The sequence below is a fragment of the Caulobacter sp. GW821-FHT10F06 genome (genome assembly GCF_058809215.1).
Map to the genome: position 1 here is coordinate 155,849 of NZ_JBXASK010000005.1, position 22,085 is coordinate 177,933.

At 68.1% G+C, this 22,085-nt stretch carries 23 protein-coding genes; 14 read left to right on the forward strand and 9 right to left on the reverse strand.

What is annotated here, in order from left to right:
- The first annotated feature begins 91 nt into the window (after positions 1 to 91).
- Positions 92 to 1,186 carry a GNAT family N-acetyltransferase gene (locus AC1RUS_RS12710; RefSeq protein ID WP_492916613.1) on the forward strand — a complete coding sequence of 365 codons (1,095 nt, stop codon included), beginning with the start codon at positions 92 to 94 and terminating at the stop codon, positions 1,184 to 1,186.
- A gap of 36 nt (positions 1,187 to 1,222) precedes the next feature.
- On the opposite strand, the gene AC1RUS_RS12715 is transcribed toward AC1RUS_RS12710, so the two are convergent.
- Together AC1RUS_RS12715 and AC1RUS_RS12720 are read right to left on the reverse strand one after the other, a co-directional pair.
- Positions 1,223 to 1,561 (reverse strand): DUF2218 domain-containing protein, encoded by a 339-nt coding sequence (locus AC1RUS_RS12715; RefSeq protein ID WP_492916614.1) that lies wholly within the window; start codon positions 1,559 to 1,561, stop codon positions 1,223 to 1,225.
- Positions 1,562 to 1,575: 14 nt separating this feature from the next.
- Positions 1,576 to 2,148, reverse strand: coding sequence for a PadR family transcriptional regulator (locus tag AC1RUS_RS12720; RefSeq protein ID WP_492916615.1), 573 nt, complete (start codon positions 2,146 to 2,148; stop codon positions 1,576 to 1,578).
- Between the two features lie 397 nt (positions 2,149 to 2,545).
- On the opposite strand from AC1RUS_RS12720, the gene AC1RUS_RS12725 reads away from it, so the two are divergent.
- Genes AC1RUS_RS12725 through AC1RUS_RS12750 form a run of 6 tightly spaced genes read left to right on the forward strand, consistent with a single transcriptional unit; the run spans position 2,546 to position 6,593 of the window.
- The gene (locus AC1RUS_RS12725; RefSeq protein ID WP_492916616.1) at positions 2,546 to 3,400 is read left to right on the forward strand and encodes an MlaA family lipoprotein; all 855 of its coding nucleotides are present in this window, start codon (positions 2,546 to 2,548) and stop codon (positions 3,398 to 3,400) included.
- A complete protein-coding gene (locus AC1RUS_RS12730; RefSeq protein ID WP_492916617.1) occupies positions 3,397 to 4,065 on the forward strand; it encodes an MlaC/ttg2D family ABC transporter substrate-binding protein in 669 nt (222 codons plus the stop codon). Before AC1RUS_RS12725 ends, AC1RUS_RS12730 begins: the two co-directional genes overlap by 4 nt.
- A 3-nt stretch (positions 4,066 to 4,068) precedes the next feature.
- Positions 4,069 to 4,599, forward strand: a complete 531-nt coding sequence (mlaD, locus tag AC1RUS_RS12735) for an outer membrane lipid asymmetry maintenance protein MlaD (protein ID WP_492916618.1) — start codon at positions 4,069 to 4,071, stop codon at positions 4,597 to 4,599.
- 2 nt (positions 4,600 to 4,601) lie between these two features.
- Entirely contained in the window at positions 4,602 to 5,387 is a 786-nt protein-coding gene (locus AC1RUS_RS12740) for an MlaE family ABC transporter permease (protein WP_492916620.1), read from the forward strand.
- Positions 5,384 to 6,157 (forward strand): ABC transporter ATP-binding protein, encoded by a 774-nt coding sequence (locus AC1RUS_RS12745; protein WP_492916621.1) that lies wholly within the window; start codon positions 5,384 to 5,386, stop codon positions 6,155 to 6,157. The genes AC1RUS_RS12740 and AC1RUS_RS12745 overlap by 4 nt, the downstream gene beginning before the upstream one ends.
- A complete protein-coding gene (locus AC1RUS_RS12750) occupies positions 6,147 to 6,593 on the forward strand; it encodes a hypothetical protein (RefSeq protein ID WP_492916623.1) in 447 nt (148 codons plus the stop codon). The genes AC1RUS_RS12745 and AC1RUS_RS12750 overlap by 11 nt, the downstream gene beginning before the upstream one ends.
- A 139-nt stretch (positions 6,594 to 6,732) precedes the next feature.
- On the opposite strand, the gene AC1RUS_RS12755 is transcribed toward AC1RUS_RS12750, so the two are convergent.
- Positions 6,733 to 7,629, reverse strand: a complete 897-nt coding sequence (locus AC1RUS_RS12755) for a hydrogen peroxide-inducible genes activator (RefSeq protein WP_492916625.1) — start codon at positions 7,627 to 7,629, stop codon at positions 6,733 to 6,735.
- Positions 7,630 to 7,861: 232 nt separating this feature from the next.
- Here AC1RUS_RS12755 and AC1RUS_RS12760 point away from each other — a divergent pair, with 232 nt between their 5' ends.
- A complete protein-coding gene (locus AC1RUS_RS12760; RefSeq protein ID WP_492916627.1) occupies positions 7,862 to 9,247 on the forward strand; it encodes an intermediate filament-like cell shape determinant CreS in 1,386 nt (461 codons plus the stop codon).
- A gap of 62 nt (positions 9,248 to 9,309) precedes the next feature.
- Here AC1RUS_RS12760 and AC1RUS_RS12765 read toward each other — a convergent pair whose 3' ends face one another.
- From AC1RUS_RS12765 to AC1RUS_RS12775, 3 genes are all read right to left on the reverse strand, one after another.
- A complete protein-coding gene (locus tag AC1RUS_RS12765) occupies positions 9,310 to 9,837 on the reverse strand; it encodes an SRPBCC family protein (RefSeq protein WP_492916629.1) in 528 nt (175 codons plus the stop codon).
- 190 nt (positions 9,838 to 10,027) lie between these two features.
- Positions 10,028 to 10,996 carry a TraB/GumN family protein gene (locus tag AC1RUS_RS12770; protein WP_492916631.1) on the reverse strand — a complete coding sequence of 323 codons (969 nt, stop codon included), beginning with the start codon at positions 10,994 to 10,996 and terminating at the stop codon, positions 10,028 to 10,030.
- Positions 10,997 to 11,163: 167 nt separating this feature from the next.
- Positions 11,164 to 13,290 (reverse strand): M3 family metallopeptidase, encoded by a 2,127-nt coding sequence (locus AC1RUS_RS12775; RefSeq protein WP_492916633.1) that lies wholly within the window; start codon positions 13,288 to 13,290, stop codon positions 11,164 to 11,166.
- Positions 13,291 to 13,422: 132 nt separating this feature from the next.
- On the opposite strand from AC1RUS_RS12775, the gene murI reads away from it, so the two are divergent.
- The gene (gene murI / locus AC1RUS_RS12780; RefSeq protein WP_492916635.1) at positions 13,423 to 14,274 is read left to right on the forward strand and encodes a glutamate racemase; all 852 of its coding nucleotides are present in this window, start codon (positions 13,423 to 13,425) and stop codon (positions 14,272 to 14,274) included.
- Here the strand turns inward: murI and AC1RUS_RS12785 are convergent.
- Together AC1RUS_RS12785 and AC1RUS_RS12790 are read right to left on the reverse strand one after the other, a co-directional pair.
- The gene (locus tag AC1RUS_RS12785) at positions 14,271 to 14,642 is read right to left on the reverse strand and encodes an ammonium transporter (RefSeq protein ID WP_492916637.1); all 372 of its coding nucleotides are present in this window, start codon (positions 14,640 to 14,642) and stop codon (positions 14,271 to 14,273) included. The two genes, murI and AC1RUS_RS12785, sit on opposite strands and share 4 nt — an antisense overlap.
- On the reverse strand, positions 14,639 to 14,935 hold the full coding sequence (locus AC1RUS_RS12790; RefSeq protein WP_492916639.1) for an autorepressor SdpR family transcription factor: 297 nt from the start codon (positions 14,933 to 14,935) through the stop codon (positions 14,639 to 14,641). Before AC1RUS_RS12790 ends, AC1RUS_RS12785 begins: the two co-directional genes overlap by 4 nt.
- 176 nt (positions 14,936 to 15,111) lie before the next feature.
- Here AC1RUS_RS12790 and AC1RUS_RS12795 point away from each other — a divergent pair, with 176 nt between their 5' ends.
- Positions 15,112 to 17,538 carry a DNA translocase FtsK gene (locus AC1RUS_RS12795; RefSeq protein WP_492916641.1) on the forward strand — a complete coding sequence of 809 codons (2,427 nt, stop codon included), beginning with the start codon at positions 15,112 to 15,114 and terminating at the stop codon, positions 17,536 to 17,538.
- A 12-nt stretch (positions 17,539 to 17,550) separates the two neighbouring features.
- Here the strand turns inward: AC1RUS_RS12795 and AC1RUS_RS12800 are convergent, their stop codons facing one another.
- On the reverse strand, positions 17,551 to 17,871 hold the full coding sequence (locus AC1RUS_RS12800; RefSeq protein WP_492916643.1) for a hypothetical protein: 321 nt from the start codon (positions 17,869 to 17,871) through the stop codon (positions 17,551 to 17,553).
- A 225-nt stretch (positions 17,872 to 18,096) separates the two neighbouring features.
- Between AC1RUS_RS12800 and AC1RUS_RS12805 the strand changes: the two genes are divergently transcribed.
- From AC1RUS_RS12805 to AC1RUS_RS12820, 4 genes are all read left to right on the forward strand, one after another.
- Positions 18,097 to 18,750: an outer-membrane lipoprotein carrier protein LolA gene (locus AC1RUS_RS12805; protein ID WP_492916645.1), complete on the forward strand. Its 654-nt coding sequence runs from the start codon at positions 18,097 to 18,099 to the stop codon at positions 18,748 to 18,750.
- Between the two features lie 231 nt (positions 18,751 to 18,981).
- Complete coding sequence (locus AC1RUS_RS12810) at positions 18,982 to 19,788, forward strand: exodeoxyribonuclease III (RefSeq protein ID WP_492916647.1); 807 nt, start codon at positions 18,982 to 18,984, stop codon at positions 19,786 to 19,788.
- A 105-nt stretch (positions 19,789 to 19,893) separates the two neighbouring features.
- On the forward strand, positions 19,894 to 21,255 hold the full coding sequence (locus tag AC1RUS_RS12815) for a sensor histidine kinase (protein WP_492916649.1): 1,362 nt from the start codon (positions 19,894 to 19,896) through the stop codon (positions 21,253 to 21,255).
- A 69-nt stretch (positions 21,256 to 21,324) separates the two neighbouring features.
- On the forward strand, positions 21,325 to 22,083 hold the full coding sequence (locus AC1RUS_RS12820) for a tetratricopeptide repeat protein (protein WP_492916651.1): 759 nt from the start codon (positions 21,325 to 21,327) through the stop codon (positions 22,081 to 22,083).
- The last annotated feature ends 2 nt before the right edge of the window (positions 22,084 to 22,085 follow it).

Here is a 22,085-nt window from a genome sequence, read left to right on the forward strand (position 1 = left end):
ACGCCGATAGCCGAAATTTCGCCCCGTCAATAATGGGGAAAGCTATCGGCGCCAGACTCCGACGGTCAAATTCCGTCTGAGTCACCCGCCCGTGAAGATCCAAGTCGTTACCGCGATGGACCTCAACCCCGCCGACGCCGACCGTTGGTCGCGCCTGCAGGCCGGGGCCTCGCGCCTGGACTCGCCCTTCCTGTCGCCGCGCTGGACCCAGGCCGTGGCCCAGGCCCGCGCCGCCACGGGCAAGGATCCCCGGCAGATCAAGGTGGCCATCCTGCGGACCGACGACGGCCAGGCGATGGGCTTCCTGCCAGTGCGCCTGCGCCATGGCGTGGCCATGCCGGTCGGCGCGCCGATGTGCGATTACCAGGCCCTGGTCGGCGCGGCCGGCGCGGCGGTGGATCCGCGCAGGCTGCTGAACGCCCTGGGCGTCAGCCGCATGGACTTCTGCCACATGCAGGCCGACGACGAGACCCTGGCGCGTCATGGCCGAGGCCACACCGAGTCCTGGATCGTCGAGACGCCGGACGGCTACGCCGCCTATGAGGCTCAGCGCAAGGCGGCCGGGTCCGGCGCCCTCAAGGACATCGAGAAGAAGCGCCGCAAGGCCGAGCGCGAGGTCGGGCCAGCGGTCTTCACCGCCATGTCGACCGATCGCGCCGACTTCGAGCAGCTGATCGCCTGGAAGCGGGCCCAGCTGCTGGCCACTGGCCAGACCGACTATTTCAAGACGCCGTGGGTGATGAAACTGGTCGAGGACCTGTTCGAGACCCGCGACGAGACCTTCGGCGGCGGCCTCTACACCCTGCATCTGGGCGGCAAGCTGGCCGCCGTGCATATGCACCTGCGCGGGTCCCACACCATCCATGGCTGGCTGATCGCCCACAATCCGGAATTCGAGCGCTATTCGCCCGGCCTGATGCTGTTCCAGGACATCCTGAAGAGCATGGACGGCGGGCCCTATACGCATCTGGATCTCGGGGCCGGCGACTATCGCTTCAAGCGCGACCTGTCGAACGCCCGCCAGACCGTGATGTTCGGCTTCCTGGGCGTGGCCTCGCCGGCCACCTTCGTGCGCAGCGCCGCCTATGGCGTGCGCCAGATGGCCGAGTCCCTGCCGCTGGGCCGGATGTCGGCCCTGCCCGGCAAGGCCATGCGGCGGATCGATCTGCTGCGCGGCCTACACTAGGGCCTAAGCCCTTCTCCCCTCGCGGGGAGGGAAGGATCAAGCCTGGCTCAATCCCACCCGCATTGCCGGCGGGTCGATGCGGCCGGCTTCCCAGGCGCGGGTCCAGGCCAGTTTCTGCACGTTTTCGCGGAAGGCGAAGCGCAGCAGGTGTTCGGCCACCACGTCCTCGAGCTTGGCCAGGCCCTCATGGTTGGCGGCGTCGACCGTGATGTCGAGACCATCGGCGTCCGCCGCCATCCGGCAATCGCCGAGCGGCAGCGGGATTCGGGCGGAGGTCTCGTCGAAGGCGACGACGAACCTGTGGCTCCAGTGCTTGGCCAGCTGCGTCATGTAGCGGCTGGCCTTGTCGGTGGGCAGTCGGGCGTGGCTTTGCATGGCGCGCCGCTCCTTCAGATGCGTTCGATGACGCCGGCGGCGTCGTCCAGGGCCTTGGCGATGGCGTCGACCTGCTCGGCCGAGAGCTGGCCGGCGGTCAGCTTCAGGCGCAGGGCGGTCTTCAGGTTCTCGCGGGCCCGCATGATCTGCGGCGAGAAGGCCGCGCTGCGCGAGGCGGCCTCGGCCATGCGCTCGAACAGGCTGGTCACCGGCTGGGCGTTGGAGGCGAGGAAGGCTTCGCCCTCGGGCGTGATGGTGTGCAGCTTCTTGCCGCCGCCGGCGTCGCTGACGGTGATGTAGCCCAGCTCTTCTAGCAGGGTCAGGGTCGGATAGACCACGCCGGGGCTCGGGGTGTAGGCGCCGCCGGCGGCGGTTTCGATGGCCTTGATCAGCTCGTAGCCATGGCTGGGCTTCTCGGCGATCAGCTTGAGGACCACGAAACGCAGGTCGCCGTGGTCGAAGAACCGGCCGCCCATGCGACCGCCTCGGCCATGCGGGCCGCGACCGCGGTGCTCGTGGCCATGGAAGCCGAAGGGGTGGCGGCTGTGATGGCCATCGCGGCCGTGGTGGTGATGACGTCCAAACATTTGTGTTTTAGATCCTGTTTCGTTATATCGAAATTCTAGATATATCGGATTGGAAATTCGTCAAGAGCGTATTTCGATATATCTGATATGAGGCCGTGGGCGCAGCGGGTCCGTATCTGCCCAACCAGGCGGCGTACGGAGGAAACAGCACACCCGCCGCCTTCAAAACATGCGTGAAATGCGCAAGCCGACATCGGGGACGGAGGAATAGATAAGCGTGGCCTTGATCCGGCGGACGGCGTGAATACATGCCTGAGACCTCGCCAAGGCCGGAGCCCGGAAACGCGGGGCCTATTTGCGACGTTCGGTGGGGGTGACCCGGCGGCGACGTCAAAGACCCCGGACCCCGAGACGGCGCCGCCGCCTCGGTCCAATCGAAGACTATCGGTGAGCCGCCTTGACCTCTGAACGATCCAAACGCCGCGATACAGCGTCCGTCGGGCTTGGCCTCGCCCTCGCCGCGACCGCCCTGGTCTGGACCTCGAACGTCCAGGCCCAGGAGCAACCGCCCCTCGTCAAGGCGCCGCCGGCCGTGGCCTCCAACAGCGGCGATCCCTGGCAAGGCCTCAATCGCGCGTCATTCGCCGTCAGCATGGGCCTGGACAAGGTGCTGATCGGTCCGATCACCCACGTCTACATGGCGGTGATCCCCGGTCCGGTCCGCGACCGGGTCAGCTCGGCGGTCTATAATCTAGGCGAGCCCAACACCGCGATGAACCTGGCCCTGCAGGGCCACGGCAAGGCCGCCGCCCGCTCGGGCACGCGCTTCGTGGTCAATTCCACCGTCGGCGTGCTCGGCCTGTTCGACGTCGCCGCCAAGACCGGCCTGAAGCGCCGCGAGGCCGATTTCGGCCAGACCTTCGGTCGTTACGGCGCCAAGCCCGGGCCCTATGTCTATGTGCCGGTCATGGGCCCCAGCAATGTCCGCGACGGGACCGGCCGGGTGCTGGACTTCGTCACCGACCCGCTCGGCATCGCCTTCGGCGGGGTGGAAAGCAAGTTCGGCCGCGCCCGTCTAGGCGTGACCATTCTCGACACTCGGGCCGTCTATGACAGCGCCTTCCGGGCGCTGGACGACACCATCGACCCCTACGCCGCCACCCGTTCGGCCGGCCAACAGCGTCGCGAGGCCTTTGTTCGCGAGGCCACGGGCGAGGTTCAGGCGTTGCCTGACTTCGACGACGCCGAAACCTCCTCCCCCACTCCTTCGGCGACGCCGCCCGCGCAACCCGCCCAGGCAGGACCCCAATGACCGACTTCAACGCATCCTTCCGTCCCACGCGCCGCCTGGCGCTGACCGCCGTTCTGGGCCTGGCCGCCCTCGCCTCCCCGATGGTCGCCCCGACGGCCGCCCTCGCCCAAGGCGGGGCCCGCGACGCCAGCGCCGAGCAGTTCGTCCAGAGCCGCGCCCAGCGGATCATCGGCGTGCTGGCCGACAAGGGCATGACCGCCGCTCAGAAGAACGCCTCGTTCCATACGGCGATCGACGAGCTGGCCGACGTGCCGCGCGTCACCAACTTCGTGCTGGGCAAGTACGCCCGCACCATCACCCCCGACCAGAAGGCTCGCTTCTCGGCCGCCTTCCGCACCTATGCCGAGGGTGTCTACCAGAACCGCCTGGGCGACTATCATGGTGAAAACCTGAAGGTCACCGGCTCGGTCGTGCGCAAGCCCGGCGACGTCATCGTCAACACCGTGGTGGCCGGCGGCCAGGTCAGCCAGCCGCTGCCGGTGGCCTGGCGCGTGCTGAACACGGGCGGCGCGTGGAAGGTGGTCGATGTTCAGGTCTCGGGCGTGTGGCTGGCCATCACCCAGCAACAAGACTTCGTCTCGACGATCGACAACGCCGGCGGCAACATCGACGTCCTGATCGGACAACTTCAGCGCGGCGGTCAGCGCCCAACGCGGAGCAAATAAGACATGAGTTCGCGCGAACAATGGGCCGAGACCGGCATGGGCGTCGTCGTCCTGGCCCTGGCGGGAACGTTCCTGGCCTATTCCCTGAGCGTCGGCGGCGTGAAGATGAAGGCCGGAGGCTATGACGTCACCGCCAAGTTCGGCCAGGCCGGATCGCTGGCCCCCGGGGCCGCGGTCAGCGTCGCCGGGGTCAAGGTCGGCACGGTCTCGCAGATCACGCTGGATCCGAAGACCTATCTGGCGGTGACCAAGCTGCACCTGGATCCGACCGTAAAGCTGCCGTCGGACTCCACCGCCAAGATCACCAGCGACAGCCTGCTGGGCGGGGTCCACGTGGCCATCGCCCCGGGCTCGGCCCTGGACGACCTGAAGCCGGGCGGCGAGATCGACAACACGCAAGGCGCGGTCGACCTGTTCGGCCTGATCGGCCAGGTCGTGCGGCCGCAGAGCGCCGAGACGCCGGCCGCCCCCTCGACGGGCAAGACCGACGCGCCCGCCGCCAATCCCGCCACCGTCGCCCCGGACTCCTACTGATCATGGGCGCCCACGCCGTGAATCCGGTCCGCAAGCTCGGACGCTCGACCCTGGCCGGCGTGCGCATGGTCGGGTCGGTCGGCCTGTTCGCCGTGCGCGGGACCATCGCTGCCGCGACCGCGCCGTGGTTCGGCGGCCAGACGGCGCGTCAACTGGTGGCGATCGGCTTCTTCTCCCTGCCCGTGGTCGGCCTGACCGCCGTCTTCACCGGTGCGGCCCTGGCCTTGAACATCTTCACCGGCGGCGGGCGCTTCAACGCCGAGCAGGTGATGCCGCAGATCGTGGCCCTGGGCATCACCCGCGAGCTGGGCCCGGTCCTGGCCGCGCTGATGCTGGCCGGCCGTGTCTCGGCCGCCATCGCCGCCGAGATCGGGGCGATGCGGGCGACCGAGCAGATCGACGCCATGCGCACCCTGTCGACCGATCCCTACCGCTACCTGGTCGCGCCGCGCCTGCTGGCCGCGACCCTGATGCTGCCGCTGCTGACCGTGATCGCCGACATCATCGGGATCGCCGGCGGCTGGCTGGTGGCGGTGAAGATCCTGCACTTCAACCCGTCGATCTATATCCGCAACACCCTGGACTTCGTGCAGGCCTGGGACGTCGGCTCGGGCCTGATCAAGGCCGCCGTGTTCGGCTTCATCGTCGCGCTGATGGGCTGCTACCACGGCTACAACGCCAAGGGCGGCGCGCGCGGCGTGGGCCGGGCCACCACCCACGCGGTGGTGTCGTCGGCCATCCTGATCTTCGCCTCCGACTACTTCCTCACGACGCTGTTCAGCACATGACCGACATCGCTCCCAAACTGCAGTGGAAGGGCGTGTCCAAGCGCTTCAACGGCGGTCCCGCCGTGCTGGACAAGCTGGACCTGAGCGTCGCGCCGGGCCGGTCGCTGGTGATCATCGGCGGCTCGGGCCAGGGCAAGTCTGTGACCATCAAGTCCGCCCTGGGCCTGGTGCGGCCCGACGCCGGCGAAATCTATCTGGACGGCGAGAAGACCGTGGCCCTGGGCGAGCGCCAAAGGCGCGACCTGTTCCAACGCGTCGGCGTGCTGTTCCAGGGCGCGGCCCTGTTCGACAGCCTGACCATCTGGGAAAACGTCGCCTTCCGGCTGCTCAACGCCGACGGCGTCCCCCGCAAGGAAGCCAAGGTCCTCGCCGTCGAGGCCCTGGGCCGCGTGCGCCTGGGCCCGCAGGTCGCCGACCAGTATCCGTCCGACCTGTCGGGCGGCATGCAAAAACGCGTCGGCCTGGCGCGCGCCGTGGTGGCCAATCCCGAGATCCTGTTCTTCGACGAGCCGACCACGGGTCTGGACCCGATCACGGCGGCGGCGATCAACGAGCTGATCGTCGACCAGGTCAAGCACCTGGGCGCCACCGCCATCTCGATCACCCACGACCTGGCCTCGGCCCAGACCATCGGCGACGAGATCGCCATGCTGCATGGGGGCAAGATCGTCTGGCGCGGCCCGGCGGCCGAGCTGAAGACCACCGACAACCCCTATGTTCGCCAGTTCGTCGACGGCCGCGCCGAGGGTCCGATCTCCAATGCGGTCTAGGATACTGGCGGCCGCGTCGGCCGTGGTTCTGTTCTCCACCGCCGCCAGCGCCCAGGACTATGTGCGCGCTGACTGCCGCGACACGGTCGCCGCCTCGCCTACCGCCTTCGACAGCCCCGAGCACGAGCGCTGGTACAAGCGGTTCTGGACCGGCGACTGCGAGAAGCTCAGCTTCTGCTTCCCCGGCTCGCCCAACTGGAACGATATCGTCGGCAAGCTGCTGGTGCGCGGCGGCCCGTCGGAACGCGTCGTGCTGCTGCCCAAGGCCTGCCGCTTGGGCCGGCTGATCGGCCTGGAATGGTCGCGCGACAAGAAGATCCGCAAGATCGACACCGGGGATCTGCGCAAGTTCAATTCGATGCTGGAAGCCTCGGGCGACGCCCTGCGCGGCGTCGAGCGGGTCGAGGCGAGCGCGCAGGGGAAGTTGAAGCGGTAGGCTGAACAAGATGCTCCCCCTTTGGGGGAGCTGTCGCGAAGCGACTGAGGGGGTCCCTCGCGGCCTATATCGTGGAGGACCCCCTCCGGCCCCTCCGGGCCACCCCCCCCCCCGAAGGGGGAGGATCTGCCGCTTGTCCTCAAACCGCCTGCAGCGTCTCGGCTAGCAGACGACCCTCGGCCGCACGGCTGGAGCCGTTGCGCCAGGCCACCACGATCTCGCGGCTGGAATGAGCGGTGGCCAGGGGCCGGACGGTGACGGCGGCGTTGTCGGTCAGACCCGCCTCGACCGCCATGGCCGGCAGGAACGACACCCCCAGGCCCGAGCCGATCATCTGCACCAGGGTGGGAAGCGACGTCGCCGCGAAGCTCTCCTCGTCGCCCACGCCCTTGGGCGGCTCCAGCCCGCAGGCGGCCAAAGCGTGGTCGCGCAGGCAGTGGCCGTCCTCCAGCAGGATCAGGTCGTCGCCCGACAGGCTGTCCGGATCGACCCGGGCCGAGGCCGCCATCGGATGGTTGGCGGGCGCCGCGGCCAGCAGCTCGTCGTCCTCGACATGGGCCCAGTCCAGGCCGGTCATGTCGTAAGGCAGGGCGATCAGGGCCGCGTCCAGGGCTCCGGCCTTGAGTGACGCGATCAGGCGCTGGGTCAGATCCTCGCGCAGGAACAGGCGCAGCTTGGGGAAACGGTCGCGCAGCAGGGGCAGGGCGCGGGGCAGCAGATAGGGCGCGACCGTCGGGATGACGCCCAGCTTGAACCGCCCGGCCAACGGCAGGCCCGCGCCGCGCGCGGCCTGCACCAGATCCTCGGTGCGGGTCAGGATGTCCTGGGCGCGGCGCACGGCCTCCTGGCCAGCGGCGGTTAGGATCACGCCCGAGCGGGCCCGATCAACCACCGGCGCGCCGAGGATCTTCTCCAGCTCCTGGATGCCGGCCGACAGAGTGGGCTGGGTGACGTGAGCGCTCTCGGCGGCGCGGCTGAATGAGCCGTGTTCGGACAGAAGCTTGAGATATTGCAGCTGGCGCAGGGTGGGGAGCATGGCCTCGATATAGGACCGACCTATGCGAACGCCAAAATCAATCGACGCGATTTCTAAGGCGTCCGACGCCTCGACCTGGGTTTTCGCGCACAGGGTGCGACAGTAGCGCCCTCGACATGCAACTTGCCCTTCAGCTACCTTGTTAACCTCTGTTAATGAGCGATTCGAGGGTGGCGGAGCACGGGGCTTCGGGAGCCCTCGCGATACCTCCACACGAGGGAAGGTGGGCGACATGAGGCTGCTGTCGAAGAACGTCCGTGACGGCAAGGGCGGCAACGCTCCCAAGCCGGCCATGCTGGTTGAAGGCGTCGGCCGTCCGGAAGGTTCGGAGCGGTTGCCCGAATCCACCCAGGCCATCGGCGTCCGCTACGAAACCATCCATGGCGGCCTCGACAGCATCGAGCGCGTGGTCGAGCACCTGCGGGCCATCGAGCCGCTGCTGGCCGAGATCCGTCAGCCGGTCGCCGAGGAGTTCGAAGCCCGCCGCGCCGAGCACGCCGAGCTGATCGCCCTGCGCGCCAATTACGAACAGGCCCTGCGCCAGGTCGCCCTGGCCCAGACCGAGGAACGCGAACTTTCCGCCAAGCTGGCCTCGACCGAGATCGCGCTGGGCGAATCCGAAGCCCGCCTGCAGGCCCAGGACACCGCCCTCGAGGACAATGCCCTCGAGATCGACCGCTTGCGTAACGGCCTGCTGCAGTCGGACCTGAAGGTCGGCAGCCTGGACGCGTCCCTGCGCGACTCCACGGCCCGGGTCGAACACCTGGTGCAGGACATCGAGACCCTGCGCACCCAGAGCCACGACATCGACGCCCGTCGCGGCGAGGCCGAAGCGGCTCTCGCCCGCGCCAACCAGGACAACGCCCTGCTGCTCGAGGAAGGCGCGACCCTGAAGAAGCGCATCGACCAGGCTGGCGTGGACATCGCCCGCCTGTCGCGCGTCGAGACCGACCTGGAAGCCCAGCTGGCCGCCGAGCGCGCCCGCGTCCAGGCCACCGAAAACGCCCTGTCCATCCATCAGACCGACGCGGCCCGCACGATCCGCGGCCTGGAAAGCCAGGTCGAGGCCGGCCGCGCCGACATCTCGGCCCTACAGACCCGTCTGGAAACCGCCACGGGCCGCGCCGACAAGCTGGAAGAGATGAACGGCCAGATCGCCCAGCGTCTCGCCGAGTCCAGCGCTCAGCAGCAGGCCGTCGAACGTCGCGCCGGCGACCTCAACGTCGCCCTGGAGCGCGCCCTGGAACGCATCCGCTCGCTCGAGGAAGAGGCCGAGGGTCTGCGTCAGCGCCATGCCGGCGTCGACACCGCCCGCGCCGCCGCCATCGAGCGCGCCGACCAGCTGGCCAAGGGCGCCGTCGCCCATGACAAGACCCTCAAGCGCGCCGAGGAGCGCGCCGTCCAGCTCAAGGCACGCATCGACGCGATGCAGGAAGCCCAGGACGCCGCCCGTCGTCAGCACGACGAAAAGGTCGGCGAGCTGCAGGCCCAGATCGATCGCCTCACCTCCGAGGCGGCCCTGGCCGAAGGCGCCCTGGAAGCCGCCCGCCGCGACCGCTCGCGCCTGCAGATGGCCCTGCTGGGCGCCACCGACGACGACGTGGCGCAAGCCGGCTGATCTTCCGGTACATCAGGTTTGAATAGGAAAGGGCGGTCCTCACGAGCCGCCCTTTCTGCTTTTCAGCCCGGTTTCCCCGTCTCCACCTGAGCCTTCAGGCGCGCGACCTGCTGGCCCAGCACGCCATCGACGGGGCCGGCGATCTTGTCGAGCCCGCCCTTGAAGTAGCCGCCGACGTCGTAGGTTACGGTGAGCTTGGTCACCCCGTCCTTCTCGGCCAACGCGAAGGCCAGATGGCCCGCTGCGCCCGAGCTCTGCAGCGGCCCCAGGGCGCCGAACAACACCAGCTTCTGGTTGGGCACGGCGTTGACCGTGCTCAGGTGCAGCACCGAGCCGCCATTGGGCAGCCGCTCGCAGAAGCAGCCGCCCGAGGCCGCCGCCAGCGACAGGTTGGCGGCCGAGCCCGACCAGGTGTGGCGCGAGTCCCACCAGCTTGCCGGCTGCAGGATCGTGGCCCAGACCTTGGCGGCCGGCGCGGCGATCTCGACCGTGTGCTTGACCTCGAAGCCGTTGGGCTGGGCGTCGACCACCTCGGCGTGGGCCGTGGTGGTGAGCAGGGCGAGGGCGGCGGCGGAAATCCAGAGCTTCATGTGTTTGTCCCCCGGTGTTGAGGCAGGGGACGCCGAGGGGAGGGTGGCGTCAAGGCGTTGAAGTTCCTCCCCCTTCGGGGGAGGTGGTCCGGAGGGCCGGAGTGGGTCCTCCACGATATAGGCCGTAGAGGACCCCCTCAGTCGCTCCGCGACAGCTCCCCCAAAAGGGGGAGCATCGCATCGATCAGCTCTACTCCACAGGCGAGGTCACACTCGCCCCGCCCGCCTTCAGCCGATCCAGCACCCCGTTGGCCGGCAGCAGGAAACCCAGATCGACCACCGCCACGGTGACGCCCGGACGCTTCAGAGCCTGCGTCATGGCTTCGGTCGTTTGGGCGACGCCCTTGTCCAGCAGGGCCGCGCCGCCGGGGGCGCGCAGCAGGCAGCGCTGGGCGGCGCTAGCGCGATAACGGGCGCGCACCGAGCCGAGGTCGCCCTGGGCCCAATCACCGCCCAGGGTCTGGGAGCGCTGAGCGTCGTGGTCGATCTCATCCAGGGCCACGCGCAGGCAGTAGAGCTGGTCCTCGGGCGACAGCTTGGCGGCGATGTTGGTCACCGCGCTCATCCGGTATTGGCCCACGGCCTTGACCTTCAGCTTGCGGGCCTTGGCCATGCGCTCGACGGTGCTGACCGGCTTGGCTTCGGACAGGCCCGCGGCCTGGCGGAAGTCCGACAGCAGCAGGAAACCCGCCACGGCTGGTTTCCAGTTCTTGTATTCGCCCGCGCCCTTGCGGGCCTGCCTTCTGTCTTCGATGAAACGGGCCTTGAGGTCAGGCGGCAGCTGGTCTTCCAGCGCCTTGCCCATCGGCTGGCGCAGGCCGCCGCCGAGTTTCAGCACGAAGCCGGCCAGCTGCATGGGCCCCAGCGAGGCTTCCGGCGGAACCAGCACGAGGCTCGCCTTGTCGAGCGCGCGCTCCAGGCGCGGACTGGACCATTTCAACTGGTGGGGCAGGGGCGGCGCCGAGCCCAGGACGTAGAGCTTGGCCCCGTCCTTTTCGACCAGCCACACCGCCGGGCCGGGCGGCTTGGCCACCACGGTCAGTTCCTCGACGACTGCGCTGCCGGGGTCCTGGGGCGTGAGATCGACGGTCTGGGCGTGGGCTGCGACGGGGAGGGCGGAAGCCGCGATCGCGACGAGGGTGGATTTTACGAACGCCATGTCACCTCTCGAATACCGCGTCTGGGGCAAACCTAGGGCGCATCATAATCTTGTCATCCCGGCCGCATCGCAGCGGAGAGCCGGGACCCAGAGGCCGATGCAGTGCGGCTGCCCCTGGGTCCCGGACAGCCTCTGCGAGGCTTCCGGGATGACACGTTATTTCAAGGTCACGCCCCCGGCGGAACCGGGAAGCCACGGTCGCGCATCAGCGCCCCGATCTTGACGTTCCGGCCGCGGAAGGCCTTGAACTGGTCGACCGGATCGACCGAATTGCCCTTCGACATGATCGTCTCATAGAGGCGCTTGGCGGTGGGCTTGTCGTAGAAGCCGCCCGGCGCCTCCTGGAAGGCCTCGGCGACGTCGGCGGTCAGGGTGTCGGCCCACAGATAGCTGTAATAGCCGGCCGAATAGCCGTCCGACGAGAACACGTGACCAAACTGCGGCGTGCGGTGCCGCATGACGATCTCCTTGGGCATCTTCAGCTTGGCCAGCTCTTCCCGCTCGAACGTGTCGGGATCGATGTCGACGTCGCCGGCCAGGTGCAGCTTCATGTCGATCAGGGCGCTGGCCAAATATTCGGTGGTGTCGAAGCCCTGGTTGAACTTGTCGGCGGCCTTGATCTTGTCGACCAGGGCCTGCGGGATCGGCTTGCCGGTCTGGTAGTGGACGCAGAAGCGGTTCAGCACTTCCTTGGTCGGCAGCCAGTGCTCGTTCAGCTGGCTGGGGAACTCGACATAGTCGCGCGCCACGTTGGTGCCCGACACCGACGGATAGGTCGCGTTGGCGTTCAGGCCGTGGATGGCGTGGCCGAACTCGTGGAACAGGGTGGTGGCGTCGTCCCACGAGATCAGCACCGGCTCGCCAGGCTTGCCCTTGATGAAGTTGGAGTTGTTGGAGACGATCGTGGTGATCTCGCCCTTGAACCGCTCTTGCGTGCGGTAGGCGTTCATCCACGCGCCCGAGCGCTTGCCGGCGCGGGCATAGGGGTCGAAGTACCACAGGCCGACATGCTTGCCGCCGCGGGTCACCTCGTAGACGGTCATGTCTTCCTGGTAGACCGGAACGCCCTCGACCTTCTTGAACTCGAAGCCGTACAGCTGGCCGGCGGCCCAGAACATGCCCTCGCGCAGCTTGTCCAGCTGCATGTACGGCTTCACCTCGTTCATATCGAGGTCGTACTTCGCCTTGCGGACCTTCTCGGCATAGAAGCGATAGTCCCAGGGCTCGATCTGGAAGCCGCCCTTTTCGCTGTCGACGATGGCCTGCATGGCCGCCACGTCGATGGCCACCTGGTTGATGGCCGGAGTCCACACCGCCTCCATCAGGCCCATGGCGTTCTCGGGCGTCTTGGCCATGGCGTTCTCGAGGCGCCAGTGGGCGTGAGTCTTGTAGCCCAGCAGCTTGGCGCGCTCGACGCGCAGCTTCAGGATCTTGGCGATGATGGCGTTGTTGTCCGTGGCGCCGCCGTTGTCGCCACGATTGACGAAGGCCTTCCAGACCTTCTCGCGGGTGGCGCGCACCGGCGAATAGGTCAGGTACGGGTCAACGCTGGAGCGCGTGTTGACGATGATGTGCTTGCCGGCCAGCTTGCGCTGCTCGGCGCTGGAGGCGGCGGCGGCCTTCAGCGAGTCCGGCAGACCCACCAGGTCGGCGTCGGTCAGCTCGATGAAGGTGTTCTCGTCGGCCAGCAGGTTCTGGCTGAACTTGGTGAACAGGCCGGCCAACTCGGTGTTGATGGCGCCGACGCGGGCCTTGTCCTCGGGGTTCAGCTTGGCGCCGGCCCGCACGAAGTTGGTGTAGTAGATCCACAGCACGCGCTGCTGCTCGGGCGTCAGCTTGGCCTTTTCCGGCGAGTTGTAGACGGCCTCGATGCGTTTGAAGAGCGCGGGGTTCTGGTTGATCTTGTCCTGAAAGGCCGAGAGCTTGGGATCCATCTCGGTCTCGACCGCCTGGAACTCCGGCGAGCTCATGTTCGAGCCCCAGATGCCGTAATAGCAATAGACGTCCGACAGGGCCCGGCCGCTGTCTTCCAGCGCGCCGATGGTGTTGTCGAAGGTCGGCGCGGCCTTGTTCGCGGTGATCGCGTCGATCTCGGCCAGGTTCTTGGCCATAGCGCCGTCCAGCGCGCCCTTGAAATCCGAGACCTTGACCTTGTCGAAGGCGGGCACGCCGCCATAGGGGCCGGTCCACTTGGCCAGCATCGGATTGGTCTCCGCACCGAGGGCGAGATTGGGCGAAAGGGTCGCGGCGACGCCGGTGGCGGCGGCGGAAGCCAGGAAGGTGCGACGTTGCACGGGCGATCTCCGGTGAAAAGTTTGATGGACCCTATGTCAGGGTTTCGGCCGCGTCACATGACAGGACCGTAACCTTTCGCGCCGCGCCGAGGGAGCGTGGACGAAGGCGACGGCCAAGGCTAAAGCTCACGCATGTCCATCGGCGTCTTTGACTCCGGCGTGGGCGGGCTTTCGGTCCACCGCGCCCTCGTGCAACGCCTCCCGCAGGCGGATTTCACCTATCTGGCCGACCAGGCCAACGCGCCGTATGGCGTGCGGAGCGGCGAGGAGATCGTCGACCTCACCCGCGCGGGCTGCGAGCGCCTGTTCGACACCGGCGCCAGCCTGGTGGTCCTGGCCTGCAACACCGCTTCGGCCATCGCGCTGCGCCGCCTGCAACAGACCTGGCTGCCCGGGTACCGCAAGCAGCTCGGGCGCCCGATCAACGTGCTGGGCATCATCGTGCCGACCATCGAGGCCGCCACCGGCCTGCCCTGGGAGCACGAGGCCGAGCGTCGCGGCGACAAGGTCGAGCAGCTGGACGTGCTGGGCGTGTTCTCCACCCCCGCCACCACCCGCTCGCGCGTCTACGAGATCGAGATCGACAAGCGAAAGCAGGATCTGGCGGTGTTCTCGCAGGCCTGCCCGGACCTGGTGCCGATGATCGAGGCCGACGCCGGAGCGGTCGACCTGGCCAAGGCCGTCGAAGGCTATGTTCAGGAGCTGAAGACGCGCATCGGCCGTCATCCTGACCGGGTGGTGCTGGGCTGCACCCACTACGAGATCATCGCCGACATCTTCCGCGCCGCCCTGCCGGCCGGCACGCCGCTGATCCAGCAGCCGGCCTCGACCGCCGATGCGCTGGAGCTCTACCTGTCGCGCCATCCGGAGTTCGATCCCGGGACGGGCGGCGGCCGGGCGTTCCTGACCACCGGCACGCCGGGTCCTCAGAACGGCCTGGTCGAGAGCTTCTGGGGCGGTCCGCTGCGGTTCGACGCCGCCTAGGCGGCCTTGTTCCGCAGTGACAGGCAATAGCCCAGCGTCACGGCGATCCCCGCCAAGACCGCGCCGGCCCCACCGACAGCCGCGACAGGGATCGGGGCGAACGCCCAGAGGCCGGCTTGGACAAGCCCGCTCAGCACCAGGGACCAACTCGCGACCCGTCGGGCCTGACCGGAATCGACTGGAACCGGGACCAGGGTCTTGGGCATCCGGTTGCCGTACCAGGCCATCCACAGCCCGAAGACGCCGATCGTTACGCGGAGCACCGTGTCGCGATCGACATAGCCCAGCCTGTGCGCCAGGGCTGCGCCAAACGCCAGGACAGCCATCAGGCCGGCCCAGGCGAGACTTCCGATCAGGTCCTGCTTCATCGCGTAGCCTCCGTCTTGGGCTCCGGCGCCGCCGCGCCGAGACCGAACGAATGGACGAAGCCCAGCAGCGCGTCTTCGAGCACCGAGAGCTTCAGGTGATAGATGATCGACTTGCCAGCCTTCTCGGCATGGACGAGGTCGGCCTCCTTCAGCACCGCGAAGTGCGCCGACATCGTCGGCTTGGAGACGTCGAACCGTTGGCTCAGCTCGCCGGCGCTCATCGGCCCCTGCCGCAGGAGCTGCAGCACCCGGCGGCGGGTGGGATCGGAGAGGGCTTTGAACACCTGGCTCATGATGAGACGATTAGCTAATCGTCTAAATGAGTCAAGGCGCTCCGGGACGCGAAAGCCGCGACTCTATGAATCAGGCCCAAACGAACGCCGTAAACGCCCCTTAACCCTCTTGCGGCACAACATGGCGGTTCGACCTGCTTTGGCGGTCAACGAGACGGTTGAGTTCGGAGAGTTTCATGGCGCGAGCGGCGCGGCGTACGACGGCGGAGCTCCTTTGGGATGCGGTTCGCTACGGCTGGGCCCAGCCTTGGTCGGCGCGGTTCCGCGGCGGTCTGGTCACGGTGTTCGGCGCGGGCCTGCTGCTGGCTGTCGCCACCTATAACGCCGCCGATCCCAGCCTGAACGCCGCCACCGGCGTCGAGGCCACCAACGCGCTGGGCGGAGCCGGCGCGGCGATCGCCGACATCATGATCCAGTCGATGGGTCTGGCCGGCTGGGGCGCGGCCCTGCTGATGCTGATCTTCGGCGTCACCCGCGTCTCGCAGGCTGACCCGGCCGCCGAGCGCAAGGATTTGCGCGTGCGCGCCGGCGTCGGCGTTGTCGGCCTGCTGGCCTTGGCCGGGCTGCTGTCGGCCCCGCGTCCGCCCGCCGCCTGGCCCCTGGAAAAGGGCCTGGGCGGGTTCTGGGGCGATGGCCTGCTGCACCTGTTGGCCGGAATCTTCCACTTCGCCCGCCTGCCGGGCTCGACCCTGATCGCCGCTTTGGTGCTGGCCGTCGGCGCGGCCATCGCGCTGGGCTACGCCATCGGCTTCCGCCGCTTCGATCCGGACGCCATCGCCCAGGTCGTCGGCAATGTGATGCAGCCGCGCGAGCGCCACGAGCCCGAACCCGAGCCGGCTCCCGCGCCCAAGCCGGCCCGCGCCCGCAAGGCCCCGGCAGAGACCCCGATCCCGCCGCGCCGTCCGGCCCGTCCTGAAGTCGAGCCGGTCGAACAGGCCTACACGCCGCCCGCCCCGCCCGTGGTCGACGACGAGGACGACGCCTTCGAGGAAGCGATCGCCGCCCGCCCCCTGGCCATCGCCAAGCCCAAGGGCGGGCCCAAGGACAGCGGCCGCGAACAGCGCGAGCAGCAGAAGACCTTCGACTTCACCCACGAGGGTGGCTTCCAGCTGCCCGAGCTGGCCATGCTGGCCAAGGCCAAGCCGCGATCCTCCGACGTCGACGCCGCCGCCCTGCGCCAGAACGCCCGCCTGCTGGAAAGCGTGCTGGCCGAGTTCGGCGTGAAGGGCCAGATCGACCAGATCCGCCCCGGCCCCGTGGTCACCATGTACGAGCTGGTCCCGGCTCCGGGCGTCAAGACCGCCCGCGTCGTGGCGCTGGCCGACGACATCGCCCGCTCGATGAGCGTGATCTCGTGCCGCGTGGCCGTGGCTCAGGGCCGCAACGCCATCGGCATCGAAATGCCCAACTCGCGCCGCGAGACCGTCTATCTGCGCGACCTGCTGTCCAGCGCCGACTACGACAAGGCCAGCTCGATCCTGCCCATGGCCCTGGGCGAGACCATCGGCGGCGAGCCCTATATCGCCGACCTGGCCAAGATGCCCCACCTGCTGATCGCCGGCACCACCGGCTCGGGCAAGTCGGTCGGCGTCAACGCCATGATCCTGTCGATCCTCTACAAGTTGCCGCCCGAGAAGTGCCGCTTCATCATGGTGGACCCGAAGATGCTGGAACTGTCGGTCTACGACGGCATCCCGCACCTGCTGGCGCCGGTCGTGACCGATCCCAAGAAGGCCGTCGTGGCCCTGAAGTGGACCGTGCGCGAGATGGAGGACCGCTATCGCCGCATGTCCAAGATCGGCGTGCGCAACATCGGCGGCTTCAACGAGAAGGCCAACGAGGCGATGGCCAAGGGCGAGCACTTCGAACGCACCGTGCAGACGGGCTTCGACGACGCTGGCCGGCCGATCTACGAGACCGAGCAGATCCGCCCCGAGCCCATGCCCTATCTGGTCGTGGTCATCGACGAGGTCGCCGACCTGATGATGGTAGCCGGCAAGGACATCGAAGGCGCCGTCCAGCGTCTGGCCCAGATGGCCCGCGCCGCCGGCATCCACCTGATCATGGCCACCCAGCGCCCGTCGGTCGACGTCATCACCGGCACCATCAAGGCCAACTTCCCGACCCGGATCAGCTTCCAGGTCACCAGCAAGATCGACGCCCGCACCATCCTGGGCGAGCAGGGCGCCGAGCAGCTGCTGGGCCAGGGCGACATGCTCTACATGGCCGGTGGCGGCCGCATCACCCGCCTGCACGGCCCGTTCGTCAGCGACGGCGAGGTCGAGGCCGTGGCCCGCTTCCTGCGCGACCAGGGCACGCCCAACTATCTGGAAGAGGTCACCGCCGGCGGCGACGAAGAACAGGAAGAGGCCATTGAGGGCGCGTTCGCCGGCGAAGGTGGGACCAACGACCTCTACGACCACGCCGTGGCCGTGGTCACCCGCGACCGCAAGGCCTCGACCAGCTACATCCAGCGCCGCCTGCAGATCGGCTACAACCGCGCCGCCTCGCTGATGGAGCGGATGGAAAAGGAAGGCGTCGTCGGCGCCGCCAACCACGCCGGCAAGCGCGAGATCCTGGCCCCGCCGCCGCCGGGGCTGTAATCGCCGGCGGGATCAGCCGCAGTCTTCGAGCGCCTGGGCCAGTCGCGCGTCGGCGCGGGCGATCTGGCTGGGATACAGCACGCGCGCGCCGCCAGGGCGGGCGTTGACGACAATCGAGGCCGGTCCGCCGGCATGGCGGAAGGTGATCACCCACGCATCGTTCGTCGGCGCGCGTGAAAAGGCTTCGACCGACGGCGCAAACGCCTCCACGGTCTTGAGCAGGCAGGCGCGAACCTGCGCGGCCGGCTTGGCGGACTCGTAGATCGTGATCCGCAGATCGGACGCGGCGTTCGCGGCGCAGGCCGTCGCCAGCACCGCGGCCGACGCCGCCAAACCCAGTCCTCGCCTCACGCGCTTTACTCCACTTTGCCGCCTGGCAGTCTTCGTCACGGTCATCGATCTGGCAAGCGCGCGCCGCAACCCATGCTCCAGCTTTCGCGTTCCCCACAGCCCCAACCTGAACGACGCTTCATCGGAGCGCCGGAAAATGGCCTCGCGACGGCCTTTCGCTCGTCGTGTCGTCAGGGCAAAGGTTGAGGCTACGGAGAGATGCAGACCATGACCGCCCAGACCCGACGCTTCCTGATCACCGCCGCCGCCGTCGCTGGCCTGGCCACGCCGGCGTTCGCGCAAGGCGCCAAGCCCACCATCGGGCCCGCGCCGCGCAACGCCGAGCAGCAGGCGCTGGTCAAGAAGGCGACCGACTACATCCAGGGCCTGAGCTCCGCCAAGGGCCGGTTCATCCAGACCGACCAGCGCGGCACGGTCACGCAAGGCACGCTCTATCTGCAGCGCCCGGGCAAGGCGCGCTTCGCCTATGAGGGCGCTTCGGGCCTGCTGGTGGTCAGCAACGGCAGCAGCGTCAATATCTTCGACAGCCGCCTGAAGACCTTCGAGAGCTATCCGCTGAGCCGCACGCCGCTGGCCCTGCTGCTGGCGCGCGAGGTCCGCCTGGATCGCGGCGTGATCATCACCGACGTGCGCAAGCTGGCCGACGGCTTCACGATCGTGGCCCAGGACGCCAAGCGCCAGACCCTGGGCCGCATCAGCCTGGACTTCAGCAACGACCCGGTCGAACTGATCGGCTGGACGGTCAGCGACGTGAAGGGCGGCCAGATCCGCGTTCGACTCGTGGACCTTGAGAAGGCCGACGGCTTCGACCCCAAGTTGTTCGTGCTGAACGATCCGCGTCGTCGCGTCGGCAAGCCGTGAATGTGACATTCTCACAACATGCAAGAATCAACAGTGTTGGCTCTTGACTATTAATTCTCCAGTGGCATATTTAACACGCATGGCGACGAGCGCCCGACCCGCTCCTCGCAAACCGTACCGGATCCTATCCCCTCCCGGTCGCGGCATGAGAGACTAGACTTTCGCCCCAGCGCCGATGCGCTGGGGCGTTTTTCTTTTCCGGCGCATCCCGATCCGAGTTAGAGCCAGACCATGCGCCTCCGTATCGCCACCTGGAACGTCAACTCCGTCCGCCTGCGCGCCGAACAGGTCGCCCGCTTCGTCGACGAGCAGGCGCCCGATGTCCTGTGTCTGCAGGAGATCAAGTGCCAGGAGGCCGAGTTTCCACGCGAGGCCTTCGAGGCCGCCGGCCTGAAGCACCTGAAGATCGCGGGCCAGAAGGGCTGGCATGGGGTGGCCATCGCCTCGCGCCTGCCGTTCGAGGACGTCCCGACCCTGATGAACTGCCGCGAGGGCCATGCCCGCTGCGTGGCGGTCAAGGTGGCCGGCGTCGACATCCAGAACTTCTACATCCCGGCCGGCGGCGACACGCCCGACCGCATCGGCAATCCGAAGTTCGACCACAAGCTGGACTTCTACGAGACCCTGACCGCCGCCCTGAAGAAGCGCGACCCCAAGGACCCATTGATCGTCACCGGCGACCTGAACATCGCGCCGGGCGAGAACGACGTCTGGAGCCACCGCCAAATGCTGAAGGTCGTCAGCCACACGCCGGCCGAGCTCGAGGCCTTCGACGCGATGATCAAATCGATGGACCTGCTCGACCTGCCGCGCCTGGCCACGCCGGAGCCGGAAAAACTGTTTTCCTGGTGGAGCTATCGCGCCGCCGATTTCCGCAAGTCCAACCGCGGCCTTCGCCTGGACCATATCCTGGCCAGCCCCGGCCTGCGCGACGCGGCCATCGTCGACGGCAAGGTTTCATCGAAGGTGCACGATACGGTTCGCGAATGGGAGCGCCCCAGCGACCACGCCCCGGTGACGGCCGACCTCAAGCTCTAAGGCGCGACGTTCGGCGCTTTGCCAGCGGCGGCGATCGCGCGTTACAAGCAAGTCGCGTCAGCCGATCGTGCACGAGACCGGCGTGGCGACCTTCGCGAGGTGCTGATGGTCGGTTACGAACGCAAGCTGCTGACCCTGGTCGGACTGATCGCCCTGGCGTTCCTGCCGCTGCTGGCCGCTTCGCTCTACTTCCTGTCGACCGTCTCAGCCTCGCAGGACCGTCTGGACGCGCTCTACACCAAGACCGTCATCCAGGCCCACGAACTGCGGGTCGAGAAGCTGAAGCAGAATGCGCTGATGCCGGTGATCGTCATCACTGGCGAGGACGGGCTGGTCGGCGAACTGCGCGCTTCCAACCGACAGTTCGACTCGCTGCTGGGCCAGCTTCGGACCTTGGACCGCGACGCCGAGTCCCGCCGCGCGCTGGACATGGTCGCCGGTCTGCAACGCCGCCTGCTGGCGGTGCAGGACCATGGACTGGCCCTTCGCCTGGGCGGCGGCTCGGCCGCCGAGACCAACGCCTATTTCCAGCACAACGCCGGCCCGATCACCCGCGACATCAACGGCGCCATCGATCGCTTCACCCAGCAGGCCGACACCCGCTACCAGGCCGAGCGCGGCCGCAACCAGCGCGTCGTGCATGGGGTCTTCTGGGTGCTGGCCACAGCCTCGGTCGCCGCCTTCATGTTCTGCGCCTATGTCGGCTGGCGGCTGTTGCAGCTGGTGGGTCAGAAGAGCGCCCTCGACCAGGTCAGCGCCAGGCTGGCCCAGCGCGAGAAGGAAATTTCCCAGGCGCGCAAGGAGGCGGTCGAGGTGGTGGCCCATGACCTCAACAACCCGATCACCACCATCCTGTTCGCCACCGAGAACCTGCTGGCCCAGCCAGGTGTCGACGGCCTGCCCAAGGTCAAGTCCAGCATTGAGAGCATCCTGCTGGCCACCGAGACTATGCGCCGGCTGATCCGCAACATCCTGGACCACTCCAAGATCGAGGCCGGCGGCCTGGTGCTGTCGAAGGAAAACATCGACCTGCGCGAGCTGCTGGCCGACATCGCCGAGCAGTTCAGGGTGTCGGCGGCGCGCAAGGGCGTGGAATTTTCCCAGGCCCATCCGGACGGCTCGACGACGCTGCGCGCCGACGGCGCGCGGATCGAGCAGGTGGTCGCCAACCTCCTGGCCAACGCCATCAAGTTCACCGCGCCCGGCGGATCCATCCGCCTCTCCAGCACGATCTCGGACGCGGCGGTGACGGTGCGGGTGCAGGACACCGGCTGGGGCATGACCGCCGAGCAAGTGGCCCGGGTGTTCGACCGCAACTGGCAGGCCGCCGACGCCGCGCCGCATGGCAACGGCCTGGGCCTGACGATCAGCAGGGCCATCGTCGAGGCCCACGGCGGCCAGCTGGGCGTCGACACCACACCGGGTGAGGGTTCGACCTTCACGGTGACCCTGCCGATGGCGGCGTGACGCGGCGGATGTTCAAAGTCGCCGGCAACTGATAATCGCTCGCAAGAACTGACCTGTGAGCGCCCAGCCGTGCCCGATCCCGCAAGCCCGAACGCCCCGCCGCCACCGCTTCGGCGGATCAACCTGGCGGCCCTGTCACCGGACGAGGTCAAGGCGCGCTTGGCCCATTCACCGGAAGCCGCCGCCGAGATGCTGAAGGCCGGCGCCGAGGCGGGCCTGCCCGAAGCCCAGACCCTGTATGGCCAGATCCTTTTGAACGGCCAGGGCGTCCGGAAGGACCCGGAGGCCGGCTTCCAGTGGTTCCTGCGCGCGGCCAAGGCGGGTCATCCGCCGGCCATGAACATGGCCGGCCGCTGCCTCGACCAGGGCTGGGGCGTGGCGGTCGACCAGGCGCGGGCTGTCGTGTGGTTCAAGGCCGCCGCCGACGCCGGCCTGGACTGGGGAATCTACAACTACGCCCACGCCCTGCGATCCGGCGCCGGCGCGGATCAGGACGAGGCGGTCGCCTTGGCCTGGTTCGAGAGAGCCGCCAGCCTTGGCCACATCAAGTCGGTCAACTTCGTCGGAACGTTCTTCGAGGACGGCCGCGTGGTCGCCCGCGACCTCGCGCGGGCCGAGGCCTGCTATCGCCAAGCGGCGGTCGGCGGGGATTTCCGGGGGCAGTTCAACCTGGCGCGGCTGCTGGCCGAGGCCGGCGCGGTCGACGAGGCGCTGACCTGGATCGCCAAGGCCAACGCGACCTGCATGCCCGCCTACCGGGTCACGATGCGCCAATATCTTGAAAACTCGGACCTGCCGGCCCTGCGTCAGGCGGCGTCCGATCTCTGAGG

Coding starts and splice junctions, on each gene's coding strand:
- AC1RUS_RS12815 (WP_492916649.1), top strand. CDS start 19,894: ATGGTCGGTTACGAACGCAAGCTGCTGACCCTGGTCGGACTGATCGCC.
- AC1RUS_RS12760 (WP_492916627.1), top strand. CDS start 7,862: ATGAGGCTGCTGTCGAAGAACGTCCGTGACGGCAAGGGCGGCAACGCT.
- AC1RUS_RS12790 (WP_492916639.1), bottom strand. CDS start 14,935: ATGAGCCAGGTGTTCAAAGCCCTCTCCGATCCCACCCGCCGCCGGGTG.
- AC1RUS_RS12805 (WP_492916645.1), top strand. CDS start 18,097: ATGACCGCCCAGACCCGACGCTTCCTGATCACCGCCGCCGCCGTCGCT.
- AC1RUS_RS12770 (WP_492916631.1), bottom strand. CDS start 10,996: ATGGCGTTCGTAAAATCCACCCTCGTCGCGATCGCGGCTTCCGCCCTC.
- AC1RUS_RS12720 (WP_492916615.1), bottom strand. CDS start 2,148: ATGTTTGGACGTCATCACCACCACGGCCGCGATGGCCATCACAGCCGC.
- AC1RUS_RS12750 (WP_492916623.1), top strand. CDS start 6,147: ATGCGGTCTAGGATACTGGCGGCCGCGTCGGCCGTGGTTCTGTTCTCC.
- murI (WP_492916635.1), top strand. CDS start 13,423: ATGTCCATCGGCGTCTTTGACTCCGGCGTGGGCGGGCTTTCGGTCCAC.
- mlaD (WP_492916618.1), top strand. CDS start 4,069: ATGAGTTCGCGCGAACAATGGGCCGAGACCGGCATGGGCGTCGTCGTC.
- AC1RUS_RS12715 (WP_492916614.1), bottom strand. CDS start 1,561: ATGCAAAGCCACGCCCGACTGCCCACCGACAAGGCCAGCCGCTACATG.
- AC1RUS_RS12745 (WP_492916621.1), top strand. CDS start 5,384: ATGACCGACATCGCTCCCAAACTGCAGTGGAAGGGCGTGTCCAAGCGC.
- AC1RUS_RS12785 (WP_492916637.1), bottom strand. CDS start 14,642: ATGAAGCAGGACCTGATCGGAAGTCTCGCCTGGGCCGGCCTGATGGCT.
- AC1RUS_RS12730 (WP_492916617.1), top strand. CDS start 3,397: ATGACCGACTTCAACGCATCCTTCCGTCCCACGCGCCGCCTGGCGCTG.
- AC1RUS_RS12740 (WP_492916620.1), top strand. CDS start 4,602: ATGGGCGCCCACGCCGTGAATCCGGTCCGCAAGCTCGGACGCTCGACC.
- AC1RUS_RS12755 (WP_492916625.1), bottom strand. CDS start 7,629: ATGCTCCCCACCCTGCGCCAGCTGCAATATCTCAAGCTTCTGTCCGAA.
- AC1RUS_RS12810 (WP_492916647.1), top strand. CDS start 18,982: ATGCGCCTCCGTATCGCCACCTGGAACGTCAACTCCGTCCGCCTGCGC.
- AC1RUS_RS12795 (WP_492916641.1), top strand. CDS start 15,112: ATGGCGCGAGCGGCGCGGCGTACGACGGCGGAGCTCCTTTGGGATGCG.
- AC1RUS_RS12765 (WP_492916629.1), bottom strand. CDS start 9,837: ATGAAGCTCTGGATTTCCGCCGCCGCCCTCGCCCTGCTCACCACCACG.